This window comes from Azospirillum sp. UFLA03-27, assembly GCF_059803775.1.
The window spans coordinates 1-14,468 of sequence record NZ_JAUQTX010000181.1 but is presented as its reverse complement, the minus strand read 5'-3'; the positions used below and the strand labels follow the sequence as shown (position 1 = coordinate 14,468).

At 69.8% G+C, this 14,468-nt stretch carries 10 protein-coding genes; 2 read left to right on the top strand and 8 right to left on the bottom strand.

Annotation, left to right across the window (positions count from 1 at the left end; genetic code table 11):
• Positions 1-118: 118 nt before the first annotated feature.
• From Q4I23_RS22925 to Q4I23_RS22900, 6 genes are all read right to left on the bottom strand, one after another.
• On the bottom strand, positions 119-943 hold the full coding sequence (locus Q4I23_RS22925) for an ABC transporter ATP-binding protein (RefSeq protein WP_014241100.1): 825 nt from the start codon (positions 941-943) through the stop codon (positions 119-121).
• Between the two features lie 26 nt (positions 944-969).
• Entirely contained in the window at positions 970-1,968 is a 999-nt protein-coding gene (locus tag Q4I23_RS22920) for an ABC transporter substrate-binding protein (protein WP_035675146.1), read from the bottom strand.
• Between the two features lie 52 nt (positions 1,969-2,020).
• Entirely contained in the window at positions 2,021-2,893 is an 873-nt protein-coding gene (locus Q4I23_RS22915; protein WP_014241102.1) for an ABC transporter permease, read from the bottom strand.
• 157 nt (positions 2,894-3,050) lie between these two features.
• Positions 3,051-3,728, bottom strand: coding sequence for a TetR family transcriptional regulator (locus Q4I23_RS22910; RefSeq protein WP_498527744.1), 678 nt, complete (start codon positions 3,726-3,728; stop codon positions 3,051-3,053).
• A gap of 93 nt (positions 3,729-3,821) precedes the next feature.
• Positions 3,822-6,089, bottom strand: coding sequence for an SH3 domain-containing protein (locus tag Q4I23_RS22905; RefSeq protein WP_498527743.1), 2,268 nt, complete (start codon positions 6,087-6,089; stop codon positions 3,822-3,824).
• 290 nt (positions 6,090-6,379) lie between these two features.
• Positions 6,380-9,127, bottom strand: coding sequence for an SUMF1/EgtB/PvdO family nonheme iron enzyme (locus tag Q4I23_RS22900; protein ID WP_498527742.1), 2,748 nt, complete (start codon positions 9,125-9,127; stop codon positions 6,380-6,382).
• Between the two features lie 279 nt (positions 9,128-9,406).
• On the opposite strand from Q4I23_RS22900, the gene Q4I23_RS22895 reads away from it, so the two are divergent.
• On the top strand, positions 9,407-9,667 hold the full coding sequence (locus Q4I23_RS22895) for a DUF3126 family protein (protein ID WP_014241108.1): 261 nt from the start codon (positions 9,407-9,409) through the stop codon (positions 9,665-9,667).
• 95 nt (positions 9,668-9,762) lie between these two features.
• On the opposite strand, the gene Q4I23_RS22890 is transcribed toward Q4I23_RS22895, so the two are convergent.
• Entirely contained in the window at positions 9,763-10,377 is a 615-nt protein-coding gene (locus Q4I23_RS22890) for a hypothetical protein (RefSeq protein ID WP_498527741.1), read from the bottom strand.
• A gap of 354 nt (positions 10,378-10,731) precedes the next feature.
• A complete protein-coding gene (locus tag Q4I23_RS22885) occupies positions 10,732-11,151 on the bottom strand; it encodes a cupin domain-containing protein (protein ID WP_014241111.1) in 420 nt (139 codons plus the stop codon).
• A 174-nt stretch (positions 11,152-11,325) separates the two neighbouring features.
• On the opposite strand from Q4I23_RS22885, the gene Q4I23_RS22880 reads away from it, so the two are divergent.
• Positions 11,326-14,448, top strand: coding sequence for an AMP-binding protein (locus tag Q4I23_RS22880; RefSeq protein WP_498527740.1), 3,123 nt, complete (start codon positions 11,326-11,328; stop codon positions 14,446-14,448).
• Positions 14,449-14,468 lie beyond the last annotated feature (20 nt).

The window sequence follows — 14,468 nt, the reverse complement described above, 5'->3', positions numbered from 1 at the left end:
TCTACACTCGCGTATAATCGTCGGCAGCGTCAGATGTGTATAAGAGACAGTTCCCCTCCCCTGCGAAGCGGGGGAGGATCAGGGAGGGGGCAAGACTCGTCCATCTCCTCACTCCCCCTCAGTCCAGATGCCCTTGGGCGTTGAAATGCGCCCGGATGCGCTGGGTCAGCTCGATAAAGACCGGGTGGCCCATGACATCCAGCGAGCGCGGGCGGGGCAGCGGCACCTCGTAGGTCGCGGCGATGGCGCCGGGACGCTCCGACATCACCATCACCCGGTCGGCCAGGAACACCGCCTCGGGGATCGAGTGGGTGATCAGCAGCACCGTCTTGCCCGTCTCGTGCTGGATGCGTTGCAGTTCGACGTTCATCTTCTCCCGCGTCATGGCGTCGAGCGCGCCGAACGGCTCGTCCATCAGCAGGATCTTCGGGTCGTGGACCAGCGCCCGGCAGAGCGAGGCGCGCTGCTGCATGCCGCCGGAGAGCTGCCAGGGGTACTTGTTCTCGAACCCCTCCAGCCCGGTCATGCGGATCAGGGCGCGGGCGCGCTCCAAATACTTATCGCGCGGCAGGCCGCGCACCTCCACCGGCATCATGATGTTGCGCAGCACCGTCCGCCAAGCGAGCAGCACCGGGCTCTGGAACACGATGCCCACATCGTCGTGCGGCTCGGTCACCGTGGTGCCTTCGATGGTGATGGCGCCCTCGCTGACCGGCAGCAGGCCGGCGACCAGCTTCAGCAGCGTGGACTTGCCGCAGCCGGACGGGCCGACCACCACCAGGAACTCGCCGTCCCGCACGTCGAAGGTGATCGGGCGCAGGGACGGCACCTCCCCGTCGCGGGTGCGGTAGGTCTTGGTCACGCCGTCGATCTGGATCAGGGTCTTCTGCGACAGGCGGGCCGTTTCGGCCGATCCGACGACTTTCAACTGGGGCTGAGCCATGTCCCTGCTCTCCTGTCCGTCCGGCCTCACTGGCCCGCCGCGGCGGGATCGGGGAGGAAGTCGCGGGTGTAGAAGGCCTTCGGGTTCTTCTTCGCCGCGGCGTCCAGACCGCCGTATTCGACCAGCAGGTCCACGGTCTCGGCCATGTTGGCGTCGGTGACGCGGAAGGGCCGCTGCCCCTTGGTCTCCGCCGTGCGGTAGAGCGGCGTGGTCAGCTCGAAGCCCTCCAGCAGGGTGGCTTCCTGACCGCCCTTGGGGTTGGCCTTGAGGATGGCGGCCACGGCCTCCTTCGGGTTCTTCTCCGCCCCTTCGACCGCCTTGGTCGTCGCGGCCATGAAGCGCTTCACGAGGTCGGGCTTGTCCTTCAGCGTCTCGGTGTGGGCGATGATGCCGGAGGAGACCATGTTGACGCCGTAGTCGGCGAAGCGGATCGGCGTCACCGACTTGCCGGTGGCGTCCTTGATCTTCATGCTCTGGTCCATGACGTAGCCCAGAAGCAGGTCCGCCTGCCCGTTGATGACGGCGTTCAGCTTGGTCTGGGCGTCGCCCGACACGACGCGGAAGTCGCTGTCCTTCAGGCCGGTCTTCTTCAGGAACAGCGGCCAGATCTGGGACATGCTGTCGCCCGGCGTCATGGCGACGGTCTTGCCCTTGATGTCCTCGGGCTTGCGGATGTTCTTGTCGGTGAAGCCCATGGCCGACATCGGGCTGGTCTGGAGCAGCACGCCGGGCGAGGTGACCGGGGCGCCCTTCACCGCCGCCTTCATCATGGTCGGCACGTCGACGTAGCCGAAATCAACGGTCTTCGCGGCCACCGCCTGGGTCGTCACCGCCGACCCGCGGCCTTCCTGGATCTCCAGGTCGATGCCCTCGGCCTCGTACAGGCCCTTGTCCTTGCCGTAGTAGAAGGGGGCGTGCTCGCCATACACGTACCAGTTCAGCATCAGCACGACCTTGTCCGCGGCCTGGGCCGGAAGCGTTGTGGCCGTGAGGGCGCAGAGCGCCGCGAAGAGCGTCCGTTTCATCTCGTCTCCTCCCGAAGTGTGTCCGGCGTCGCTGTTGGTTTTGTTGTTGGCGTTACGACGTCGGGATGTAGTTGTGGCGTTGGCTCGCGTGCCAGGGGATGGCGAGCCGCTCGATCACGTCGATGACCCAGAAAAGCACCACCCCGATCAGCGCCAGCACCACCAGGGCCGCGAACATCAGGGGAAGTTCGAAATTGCCGATGGAGCGCTGCAGGACGAAGCCGATGCCGGAATTCGCCCCAACGAACTCGCCCACCACGGCGCCCACCACGGCCAGCGTGATCGACACCTTCAGGCCGGCGAAGATGGCTGGCAGGGCGTGCGGCAGGCTGACCATGCGGAAGGTCTGAAGGCGCGTCGCCTTCATGGACTTAGCGAGGTCCATCATGTCGCCGTCCACCGACTTGAAGCCCTGCACCGCCGACACGACGATGGGGAAGAAAGCCAGCAGGAAGGCGGAAATCACCTTGGGCAGCAGCCCGAAGCCGAACCACACCACGAACAGCGGCGCGATGGCGACCTTCGGGATCGACTGCGAGAAGACCAGCAGCGGGTAGACGTAGGATTCCACCGTCTTCGACCCGGCGATCAGCATGGCGATGGGAATGCCGAACAGCACCGACAGGGCGAAGCCGCCCAAGGTCGCCAGCGTGGTCGGCACCGACGCCGCCAGAAGCTGGTCCCAGTCCGCGGCGAGCGCCAAGGCCACGTCGCCCGGTTTCGGTATCAGATAGGGCGGGATCGCGAAGATCCGCACCGACAGGTCCCACAGGACGGTCAGGACCACCAGGAACAGCACCGGCCGGAACCAGCCGGAATTGAGCAGACGCAGCAGCGTGGCACCCGCCCCGCCCCGTCGCGCCGCCGTTCCCGAAGCGGGACCGCCACGGGATGCATTCCCGTGAGCCGCCGCATCGACAGCCATCGCTCCTCCTCCCCCGGTCGTTGCGGCGCCGACATGAGGCGCTCTTTTAACCGGCTGGTTAAAAGTAAGCCCGGCGCGGCAAAGCGGTCAACCCTGCCAAAGAGGTAGGACGGATGGTCAGGTATGCGGATTATTCATGATGAAACCACAAGCAGATTCACGCCCGCAGCGACGACAGGATCAGCTCCACCATATGGTCCAGCCGCTCCGCCTTGGCCTCCTCGGCCAGCAGGTCGCGACCGAAGATGACCGATAGGGTGTGGACGTTGGACAGGTAGAAGTAGGACTGCCCGGCGATGGAAATGTAGAGCTGCACCGGGTCCACCCCCGCCCGGAAGATCCCGGAGGCGACGCCGCGCTTCAGCACGTCGGCGATCATCTGCACGAAGGGCGAATGCATGGCGTGCACCTTGTCGGAGGTCTTCAGCAACTCCGCCCGGTGCAGGTTCTCGATGTTCAGCAGCGCCATGAACTCGGGATGGTCGAGGAAATATTGCCATGTGAAATGGATCAGCCGGGCGATGGCGGCGGGCGGGTCCAGCGTCTCCAGGCTCAGCGTGCGTTCGGTGGCGCGGATGTGCGCGTAGGCGCCCTCCAGCACCGCCAGATACAGGCTCTCCTTGTTGCCGACATGGTAGTAGAGCATGCGCTTGTTGGTGCCGGCGACCTCGGCGATCCGCTCCACGCGGGCGCCACCCAGCCCGTGGCGCGCGAACTCCTCCGTCGCGGCGGCGAGGATGCGCGCGCGGGTGCCCTCCGGGTCACGGGTGACCTTCGCAGCTTTGGCCGGCTTGGCTGCGGAAGCGGTCTTCTTCGGGTCGGTCAGCGTGTCCATCCAGGCCGGGTCCTCGCATGGCGCGGCTGGAGGGCGAGCCGCAATGCGTTCCAATGTGGAGCATATCAGCCGAAACGGAAAGACGAAGCGGCGTTACCGACTCAAGAGCGTCGCGCCGCGCCAGATGCCGGGCTGCATCGAGCCGGCGGAGTCGATGGCCGCGCCCGGACCGTCCTGGATGCCGCCGCGGAACTGACCGACATGACGGGTGCCGCCGCGCATCGACAGTTCGCCCGGCCCCGCCGGAAGCCGGTCCATCACCACGCCGTTGAACCGCTCTCCGTTGGTGAAGGCCAGTTCGCCGTGACCGTCGACGCGGCCCTGGCGCACCTCGCCCGCGTAGGAATCGCCGTTGGCGAAGCGGTAGACGCCCGGCCCGTTCGGCACGGCGTTCACGAACGTCCCCTCGAAGCGGTCGCCGGATGGGAAGCCCAGGACGCCGTAGCCGGACATCTGGTCGTTCTTCCACTCCCCCTCATAGACCTGACCGTTGGCGAAGCGGTAGACGCCGACGCCGTTCCGGCTGATCGTCCCCTGGAGGGAAAAGTTGCCCAGCCCGCGGTTCCACGCCCCCTCGTAGACATCGCCGTTGGGGAAGCGGTGCACCCCGAAGCCCGACTCCCCTCCGCGGGCCTGACCGGCGGCGCGGCGGGCGGCGGCCTGGGCCTCGCGCGCCTTCGCCTCCGCCCCGCGCCCGGCGGTGGCCGAACGGGCGGCACGGGCGGCGGCGTTGCGGCCCGCCTGCACGGCGTCGCGGTAGGGTTCGGCCAGCCCGGCGAGGACCGGGTCCGCCCCGGAGGCGGAGCGCCCCGCGGCGCTCTCCCCGCTGCTGTCCGGAAGGGCGGCCAGCCGCGTCGGGCCGGTCGTTCCGGACAGCGCGCCGGCCACCGGATCGACGTCGTTGCGGACCACTGTCGGCGGCGGGTAGGCGCTGGGCGCCGCTCCACCCGCCCCACCGCCCATGGACACCGCCTCGCCCGACCGGCCGGCCAGCGTCCCGGTGGTGACGTAGCCCTCCTGCCCCGACGAATCCCGCACCAGCACCCAGCCGGAATCGGGCGCCGCCTGGAGCAGCGTCACCCGCTGCCCCTGCTCCAGATCGCGCAGGCTGCGCGCGCCCAGCACCGGGCGGGCGAACAGGTTGGCGTCGCGCGCCACCGTGTAGACGCCGGGAGTCAGGACCGCCGGCTGAGGTTGTTGCGGCGGCTGGGCGGAGGCGACCGGCACCTCCTCCGGCTTGGCGAGGTTGCTGGCGAAGGCGAAACCGGTCTTCCCGTCCTGCTCGACGCGCAGCCAGCCGCCGTTGCGGCGGGTCCGCCCGGTGACCGTGACCTCGCTGTCGTGACGCAGCGTGCCGACGACCGCCGCCTTGGTGTCGGGACCGGCGCGCAGGTTGGTGTCGCGCGTCACCACCCGCTTCTCGTTCAGCGGGTCCACCTCCACCTCGGCGACCGCCGGGGCGGCGGGCTTTTCCTCCGCCTTCTGTGGCAGCGGCTTGGGTTCGATTGGCTTGGGTTCGATTGGCTTGGATTCGGCCGGCTTCGCTTCGGGGGTCGTCGCCACCACGGCGGGCGGCGCCTCCTCCGTTCGGGCGACGACGGGGGCGGACGGCGCGCGCGGGCCGGGCACCAGCACGAGATCCGTGCCCAGCCGGTCCTGCAGCCAGGGGTGCTGCGTTCCGCGGGTGCGTCCGACGACGGTGCGGGCGACCTCGGCCAACGCGTCGCGCAGCGGCACGCCCGGCTTGACCATCTCCTGCGCCAAGGCGGTCGAGAAGGCGTCGGCCCCCTTGCCGGACGGCGTGGCGGGCGGCGTGCCGGGCCGGTGCGAATAGACGACGAACAGGTTGTCGAGCGCCGCCGGGGCTGCAAGCGCCGGTTTCACGGAGCGCCCCTCCTCGCCCATCGCCGACGCCAGCTTGTCGGCCAGCGGGTGGGCGGGCACCGGGTCGAACACGGCGACGGCCTTGCGCCCGCTGCGCTGGATCTCCTTCAGCGCATAGTCCAGCTCGATGGTGTCGAAGATCACGTCGTATTCGGAACCGGGCTTGGCATCCACCGGGACCAGGAAGCCCTTGGCCGACAGGCTCAGCGCCACGCCGGAATAATAGAGGAAGCCCAGGTCGGCCTGCCCCAGCGCGTCCTGGAACCGGCTCAGCGCCGCGACCATGCCGCGGTGGTCGAGGTTCTCGGCGGCGGTGACGGTGAAGCCGGCGCGGCGCAGCGCGTCGGCGACGACCGCCGTGTTGGCGCCCACCCCGGCGGCCGGGCCGCCCTCCTGGTACTGCGCGTTGCCGATCACCAGCGCGACGCGCTTGTCGTCGGCGAACGCCAGGGGGGCAAAGGCAACGTTCGCCGTCACCAGAACCAGCGCAACAGTCCAAACGGCGCTCCGGGGCCAGCGCAACACGTCGATACCCTCCACCTGATTTTCTCTTTGACCACCCCTTTAGGGAGTCTTAGGCAGCGGCGGCTGTAATGATTTTGGTCGAAGGCCCGCCGGCCTCCCGTGAGCGGGCCGTCCGGTTCACGGATCGCCAAGCCTTTGAACGGTCAAGTCTAGCGCACCGGTCCGGCGCCCTTTTCTGCAATTTCGGGGGCGCCGCGGTCCCTTCCGCAGACGGTGCGTCCCACCAACGAACGCGAGCGGAGTCAGTTCAGATCGCGGGCGACCCGCAACCCGTCGGCGAAATAGCGCACGTCGGCGTCGTAGCCGATGCGGGCGGTGACGGCGATGGCGTCCTGTCCGTCCCGCCAGGAGCCGCCGCGCAGCACCCGTTTGCGGCAATCGCCCTCCGTCCAGGCGCTGCCGTCCGTCGGGGCGCCCTTGTAGCCGGGGTTCCAGCAGTCGGCGACCCACTCCGCCACGCCGCCGCTGGTGTCGTAAAGGCCGAAGGCGTTGGGCTGGAAGCTGCCGACCGGCGCCGGCAGGGAGCGGTCGTCGCCCCCGCCGCAGTCGCGGCAGTTGGCGAGCCGCGCCCCCGGCGTCAGGCTATCGCCCCAGGCGAAGCGCGCCGCACTGCCGCCGCGCGCCGCGTATTCCCATTCAGCCTCGCTCGGCAGGCGGTAGCGCTGCCCGGTCTTACGGCTGAGCCACTCGGTGTAGGCCAGCGCGTCCTCCACATGGATGTTGTGGACCGGTGTGTCGTCGGAGGGGTTGCGCATCCGCGGCATGGCAGCGCAACCGCCGCCCTCCACGCAGGCCCGCCAGTTGGCGACCGTGACTTCGTAGACCCCGATGGCGAAGGGCCGGGCGAAGGTGACGCGGCGGGGCGGGCGCTGGCTGGCGTCGCCGCGCTCGCTGCCCATGACGAAGCTGCCGGCGGGAATGCGCATCATCGGCGGGCAGGCCGGGCAATCCTGGAAGCTGCTGCCGTTGCCCTGCGCCCGCCCCTGCGAGCCCCCCGGCTGGACCGGTGCGGCAAGCGCCAGCCGCTGGCGGTCCTCCGGCCCGGCGGGACGCAGCGCGGGACCACGGACGAAGCCCTGCACGCCGCCCTGGGTGCCGTCATCCAGGGCGACCCGGTACCAGTCGGCGTCGGCCACCCGGCCCAGCACCCGAACCGCACCCTCCTTGGCGAGGGTGCCGACCCGCTCCGACCGCGCGTCCGGCCCGGCGCGCAACTCCGCGTCGGCGACGGCCACGTACATCCCCTCCCCGGCGGTGTCGAGCTGAAGCTCCGGCGGCGGAGACGCCTTGCCGCTGGATGCTCCATTGCCCGCACCATTGCCAGACCGCCCGCTGCTCCCCGCCCCACCCACCGAGGAGAGCGCCGCGACCTTGGCCGATTCGGCGCGCAACCGGTTCAGCCGGTCCCGCGCCGGGGCGGCGAAGGGGCCGGTGCCGAACAGCCGCAGGAAGGCGTCCAGCGCATCGGCGTCGCGGCTGTCGCGCACGCGGCGCCACAGCGACTCCTCAAGATCGGCCTGCGGCGGGGCAGCGCCGGCCTCCTCAACCTCCAAAAGCGCGCTCATCGTCGTACGCCCGCCGCGCCCGTCCTCGACCAGCACACTGAACACCCCGGCGCGGCCCGCCGGCGCCCGTTCCGGGTCGAAGGTCAGGGCGGTAAGCCGCTCCGGCGCCAGCTTGTCGCCGGGCTTCAGCGGGGTGGTGCCGTCATGGACCTTGCCCCGCTCCGGCACGGTGCTGACGGTGAAGGTCAGCGGATCGCCATCGGGGTCGGTTGGCACCTCCAGCCGCAGGCTGTTGACCACGGCGCGCACGCTGCGCTCGGCGACGGCGACCGGCGGGCGGTTGCTCGGCTTGATGAGGATCGGCACGGCGCCCCGCGCCACCCCGCCGCGCCCGTCCATCACCGCAAACTCGAAGCTGCCGGCGTCGCCGAGGTGGGTGGCGTCGGCCCGGAAGGTCGCGGCGGTGAGCTGGTCGAGCGTCAGATAGTCGCCGATCAGCACCACCCGGTCGCCGATGCGCACCCCGCCGCCGCGCGGCAGGCCGGTCACCTGGGCGAAAAGCTGGTCGTTGTCGGGATCGCTGGGCCGCGCGATGCCCATCCCCTCCGTCCCGCCGCGGTCGAACACCTCCAGCGTCTTGAAGGCGGCGAGCTGCGGGGGCCGGTTCTCCGGCAGCGGGTTGAAGTAGAAGGGGGCGGCCCCCAGCGATCCGTAGAGGAACGGTTCCTGGCGGCCCTGGGTGACCTGCATGACGTCGTCGCGCACGCGGCGGAAGAACAGGCTCAGCTCCAGCCCCGGCACGTCGAAGTTCTTCAGGAGCGACGCGGTGTAGGGGCTGTGGTCGCCCTGCCCGTCCTCGGCCACCGCGTCGGCGCGGGTGGCCATGGCGACCAGCGTGTCGGTCGGCGTGTCGTCGACGCGGGCGAATCCGGAATGAACCTCCGTCCGCTTGGTGCCGGACCGCACCAGCCGGTCGGCGAAGGGGTTGTTGCGGCAGGCGTCCAGGATCAGGATGCCCAGCTTGCGCGCCTGGGCCAGCTCGCCCATCGGCAGGTTCAGCGGCAGCGCCTCATAGACCAGATCGCGCTCGCGCTCCAGCCGGGCGTCGGCGGGGATCAGGAAGTTGGTGCCGCCGACCTGCATGCCGTGGCCGGCGAAATAGAGCAGCGCCACGTCGGCCTGCGCCGCCTGGATGCCGAAGCCGCGCAACGCCTCCGCCATGCCGCGGTTGTCGAGGTCGTAGCGCTCCTCCACCGCGAAGCCAAGCTTGCGCAGGGCCGCCGACATGGCGCGGGCGTCGTTGCGCGGGTTGGGCAGTTCGGTGGCGTGACGGTAGGCGCCGACGCCGATGACCAGGGCGATGCGCTGCTCCGGCACGGTGGCCGCCAGACCGGGCGCCTCCCATGCCGCCACGGCCAGCAGAAGGCCGGCGGTCAGCGCCAGGAACATGCGGCACGAGACGAAACGGCGAAGGCGTGCAGCCATGGTCACCCCATGCCATGGTCACCGGACGGCGGGGCGCGGACGCCCCCACATTCCAATCCGTCCAGTATTTGGCCGCGCCCCCAGGAACAAGAGGACAAAACCGGCTAAGGGCTTCCCACAGGCGGGGGCATGGTCCCCCGCAAGAAAGACGGGGCCTGCAGCGGGCGGCGCGGCGAATGCGCGATCCGGGGCGATCCAGGGCGATCCAGGGCGATGTTGTGCTTTCCCTTTGCCCGAAAGGTTTCTATATGACCCCTTCGACAACACAGGGATCATGCCATGCCGCCCGCCAAGCCGACGGTCGCCAAGATGACCGAAACCGAAATCGCCCGTGTGCAGAGCTATCTGCGCAAGACGCTCGGCAACGACAAGATCATCATCCAGCCGCCCGAGAAGGCCGGCCAGTCCGCAGAAGTCATGCTGGGCGACGAATTCGTCGGCACCCTGCACCGTGACGTGGACGAGGGTGAGGTCTCCTACGCCCTGCACGTCGTCATCCTGGAAGAAGACCTGCCGGCAGCCCCGACGGCCCGTCGCTGAGTCACGTCTTTCCAGCGCGGTCCTCTCCCGCCCCCGCGGCGGGAGGGGCGCTTGTCCGCGCGCCACTGCGCGCCGAATAAAAAGCCAGATGAGTGTCAGCCCGGCCGGCTGTGGCGGCGCAGTTCCGCGGCCAGCCCGGCCATCAGCGTCTCACCGCCCGACAGGGTGAGGCCGCGCACCAGGACCAGCGCCGGCAGATGGTTCCGGCGCAGCAGAAGCAGCCGGTAGCCGGCGCGCCGCCGACGGCCCTTCCCCGGTTTCCCGTCCTCCTCCGCATCCACGTCCCCGCCGGCCAGCGCCAGTTCCTTTTGGTGCTGCTGTACAGTCATCGTCTGGATGCGCGCCACGAACAGCGGGCGTTTGCCCTGCGGTGGGTAGAGCGCCACCCCGCGGATCGTGTCGTGGGGGACAAGCTGTCCGTGGGCAGTCAACCCTTCCGGCGCCACGACCAGCCGCACGGCGCTGCGCCGGGCCGCCCGCAGCAGCGTGATCATCCACATCAGCAGAAGCGGCACCGCGCACAGGACCCCCAGCCAGCGCAGCATCGAGGCCGTCGGCTCCAGCGTCAGTTCGGCCACGACGACGAAACCGGCCAGCAGCAGGGCAGCGTAGAGGAGATGGGCGTAACGCTGGGGCGGCACACTGGACGGCGACGCCTCAAACACCGTCGCCTGCCCCTTGTCCTCGCGGGAGATCTCGACCTCGGGCATCCCGTCCGCATCCTCATCACGCCGCCACACACCGCCCTAATACCCTCGACGCGCCCAACATGCCAGAACAGCGGCGCCCACCCGCCTGTCCAGCGATCCGGTCACCTGTCCAGTCTTCCAGACAGGTTCGCTCCGGAGGCCCTTCCCGAAAGCACGGAAAACCGGCGCCGGAAACCCGCTCAAGCGCTGGCATGGGCATTGCTTTCCTTTGCAACGAAGCGTCCCGTGGCCGCGTCGTTCCCTGTGGCCATGGCGGCGATTCCTCCAAAGCATCTGGCCGGCCGCACCGTCGTTTCCGCGACGGGTGCGACCGGCACTTTTTTTTTGGCCGGCACTTTTTTGGCGGGTGCGGCGTCAGTCCCCGGCGGGCGCTTCGGCCCCCTCGGTCGGGAAGTCGGCGGGAAGCGTGATCTCCAGCATCTCCAGATCATCGGAATGCGCGATCTCGACATGGCGGATGCCCGGCGGCTGGTGCACGCAGGAGCCGGCCTGCAACAGCACCTCTCCCACGCCTTCATAGGCGAATTTCACCCAGCCCTTCAGCACGTAGACCATCTGGAAATCCAGCGCGTGCCGGTGCCAGCCGCCGTGCGACGGCTCGCCGGGGCGGGCGCGGATGACGTGGGCGTTCGCCTTGCCCGCCGTGGCGGCGCGGATGCCGAGGTCGCGGTATTCGAAGAAGGGTCGCAGCCCGTCGCGCTTGAAGTCCGCCGGATCGGGGTGGCTGACCGCGAAGGTCACCGAATCATTCGCGGGCGCGTCGTTTTTGGACATGCCGTTTCCTCCCATCGTCATTGATTGCTCCAAGTATGACCGAAAGCCGCGTATACGGCATACCCCCGCCGCGCACGGCGCCATTGCGGCCCATGCAGGGCGCCGCGCTATAGTGATGCCCGCCGCGCACAAGACGTGGCCGCCAAAGAAGAAATGCCCGATCGGGAGGAAAGCATGGATCACGCCGTCGCGGAGTCCACCGGACAGCCGCCGCTGCCGCAGGACGTCGCCGTCAACCCCATCCGCTCCGCCGCGGACTGGCAGAGCCAGCGCGCCGCCTGCGAGGGCGACCCCGGCGCCTTCCACGGCGCCATCGCCGCGGAGACAATCCACTGGTTCGACGGCGCGCACTGGCTGATGCGCGATGCCGACGGCGTCTGGCGAGGCTGGAATGCCGCGACGGGTGAGGCGGCGGAGCGGGCGGACTGGACGCCCTGGACCCAGGCGTTCGACGGGTCCGAAGCGCCCTTCTACCGCTGGTTCGCGGGCGGGCTGACCAACGCCGCCTTCAACGAGGTGGACCGCCACGTCCTGTCCGGCCATGGGGCGGAGACCGCCTACTGGTACGAGGGCGATCGCTGGGACGCCGCCGCCAACGGCGGGCGCGGCGGCCCGGTCCATCACGTCACGCTGACCCGGCGCGAGTTGCTGATCCGCTCCGCGCTGGCCGCTCTGGCGCTGCGCGGGCTCGGCCTCCGCCAGGGCGACCGTATCGCGCTGAACATGCCCAACATCCTCGACCAGATCGTCTGGACCGAGGGGGCGAAGCGCCTCGGCGTCATCTACACCGCCGTCTTCGGCGGCTTCTCCGACAAGACGCTGTCCGACCGTATCGAGAACGCCGGTGCCCGCGTCGTCATCACCGCCGACGGCGCCAGCCGCAACGCCGAGATGGCCCCCTTCAAGGAAGCCTACAGCGACCCGGCGCTCGACCGCTTCGTCGCCCTGCCCACGGCGCTGCGCATCACCGAGGAGGTTTTGCGCGCCAAGCTGGGAGACGACGCCCTGATGGAGCCGGTGCGCCGCGGGCTGGCGGGCGAGATCACCGTCGCCCCCGCCGACGTGATGCGCGAGCTTGGCCGGGCTCTGGACCGCGCCGGGACGCTCGACGCTGCCACCGTGGCCGACCTGCGCGCCAGCGTCGCCGAGGCGCTGACCGCCGCCCCGCCGCGCGTCGAGGCGGTGATCGTCGTCCGCCACGCCGGGCTTCCCGACATTCCCTGGACCGAGGGGCGCGACGTCTGGGCGCATGAGCTGCTGGCGACGGCCGAGGCGGCGCTGTGCGCCGCCGCCGGCCTGCCGGACATGGAAACCCTGCGGGCGCTTGACGACCGGGCGCTCTACGCCGCCGTGGCGAAGGCCGCTCCCTGCGTTCCGGTGGATGCCGAATATCCGCTGTTCATCATCTACACCTCCGGCTCCACAGGGAAGCCGAAGGGCGTGGTGCATGTCCATGGCGGCTACGTCGCCGGCCTCGCCCACACCATGAAGGTCAGCTTCGACGCCCTGCCGGGCCGCGACGCGATATACGTCGTCGCCGATCCCGGCTGGATCACCGGGCAGAGCTACCTGATCACGGCCAGCCTCGCCGCCCGCATCCCTGGCATCGTGACGGAGGGAGCGCCCGTCTTCCCCAACGCCGGGCGCTTCGCCTCGATCATCGAGCGGCACAAGGTCACCATCTTCAAGGCGGGCGTGACCTTCTTGAAGACGGTCATGACCCACCCGGAGAACCGCGCCGACGTGGAGCGCTACGACCGCTCCAGTTTGCGCGTCGCCACCTTCTGCGCGGAGCCGACCAGCCCCGCCGTCCAGGCCTTCGGCATGGCGGTGATGACGCCGCAATACATCAACAGCTATTGGGCGACGGAGCATGGCGGCATCGTCTGGACCCACCCCTACGGCAACCCCGACCAGCCGCTGCGCGCCGACGCCCACACCTATCCCCTGCCCTGGGTGCTGGGCGACGTCTGGGTTCCCGAGAGCGAGCCGGACGCCACGGGCCGCGTCGCCTTCTGCCCCGCCGAGGTGGAGGAGAAGGGCGAGATCGTCGTCACCGCCCCCTATCCCTACCTGACCCGCACCATCTGGGGCGACGCGGAGAATGTCGGCAAGCCGGGCTGGAAGGGCGATTTCGACCGCTTCGTGGCGACCTATTTCGGGCGCTTCCGCAACGCCGAGGGCCGGCCGGTCTGGGCCTACCTGCAAGGCGACTTCGCGCGCAAATACGAGGATGGCAGCTTCAGCCTGCACGGGCGGTCCGACGACGTCATCAACGTGTCCGGCCACCGCATGGGCACGGAGGAGATCGAAGGCGCGATCCTGCGCGACAAGCAGATCAACCCCGACAGCCCGGTCGGCAACGTCATCGTGGTCGGCGCCCCCCACCGCGAGAAGGGGCTGACCCCCGTCGCCTTCGTCCTGCCCGCCAAGGGCCGCGACATCACCGCCGACGACGAGCGCCGGCTCAAGGATCTGGTGCGGCAGGAGAAGGGCGCCGTCGCCGTCCCCTCCGACATCCTCGCCGTTCCGGCCTTTCCCGAGACGCGGTCCGGCAAGTACATGCGCCGCTTCCTGACGGCGATGATGAACGGGGAGCCGTTGGGCGACACCTCCACCCTGCGCAACCCGGAATGCCTGACCGACCTGGAGGCGCGCATCGCCACTTGGAAGCGCGGCCAGCAGCGGGCCGAGGAACAGACCCTCATCGAGCGGCAGCGCTTCCTGTCCGTCCAGTACGACCGGCTGGCCGACGGCGTGCGCATGGCGACCGTCACCATCGACAACCCGCCGGTCAACGCCTTGTCCGACCGCCTGCTCGACGAGCTGGACACTCTGGTCGCCCATCTCGCCCGCCGGGCCGACGTGCGCGCCGTGGTGATCACCGGCACCGGCCGCAACTTCGTGGCCGGCGCCGACATCCGCCAGCTTCTCGACGAGGTGCGGGACGAGGACGAGGCCCGCGCCCTGCCCGCCAAAGCCCACGCCGTTTTCCGCGCCCTCGCGGCGCTGGACAAGCCGGTGTTCGCGGCGATCCGCGGCGTGGCGCTCGGGGGCGGCTGCGAACTGGCGATGGCCTGCCACGTCCGGGTAGCCGATCCCCGCGCCCGATTGGGCCAGCCGGAGATCAACCTGTTCCTGCCGCCGGGCTATGGCGGCACGCAGCGCCTGCCGCGCCTGCTGCTGCGCAAGGACCCGGAGCGGGGTTACGGGCGGGCGCTGGAGATCCTGCTGTCCGGGCGCCAGATCGACGCCGGGACGGCGCTGGAGTATGGGCTGTCTCTTATACACATCTGACGCTGCCGACGATTATACGC

Bases quoted from the DNA above. Each gene is read 5' to 3' on its own strand.
- Q4I23_RS22920 (WP_035675146.1), bottom strand. From the start codon at position 1,968: ATGAAACGGACGCTCTTCGCGGCGCTCTGCGCCCTCACGGCCACAACG.
- Q4I23_RS22880 (WP_498527740.1), top strand. From the start codon at position 11,326: ATGGATCACGCCGTCGCGGAGTCCACCGGACAGCCGCCGCTGCCGCAG.
- Q4I23_RS22890 (WP_498527741.1), bottom strand. From the start codon at position 10,377: ATGCCCGAGGTCGAGATCTCCCGCGAGGACAAGGGGCAGGCGACGGTG.
- Q4I23_RS22895 (WP_014241108.1), top strand. From the start codon at position 9,407: ATGCCGCCCGCCAAGCCGACGGTCGCCAAGATGACCGAAACCGAAATC.
- Q4I23_RS22910 (WP_498527744.1), bottom strand. From the start codon at position 3,728: ATGGACACGCTGACCGACCCGAAGAAGACCGCTTCCGCAGCCAAGCCG.
- Q4I23_RS22915 (WP_014241102.1), bottom strand. From the start codon at position 2,893: ATGGCTGTCGATGCGGCGGCTCACGGGAATGCATCCCGTGGCGGTCCC.
- Q4I23_RS22925 (WP_014241100.1), bottom strand. From the start codon at position 943: ATGGCTCAGCCCCAGTTGAAAGTCGTCGGATCGGCCGAAACGGCCCGC.
- Q4I23_RS22900 (WP_498527742.1), bottom strand. From the start codon at position 9,127: ATGGCTGCACGCCTTCGCCGTTTCGTCTCGTGCCGCATGTTCCTGGCG.
- Q4I23_RS22885 (WP_014241111.1), bottom strand. From the start codon at position 11,151: ATGTCCAAAAACGACGCGCCCGCGAATGATTCGGTGACCTTCGCGGTC.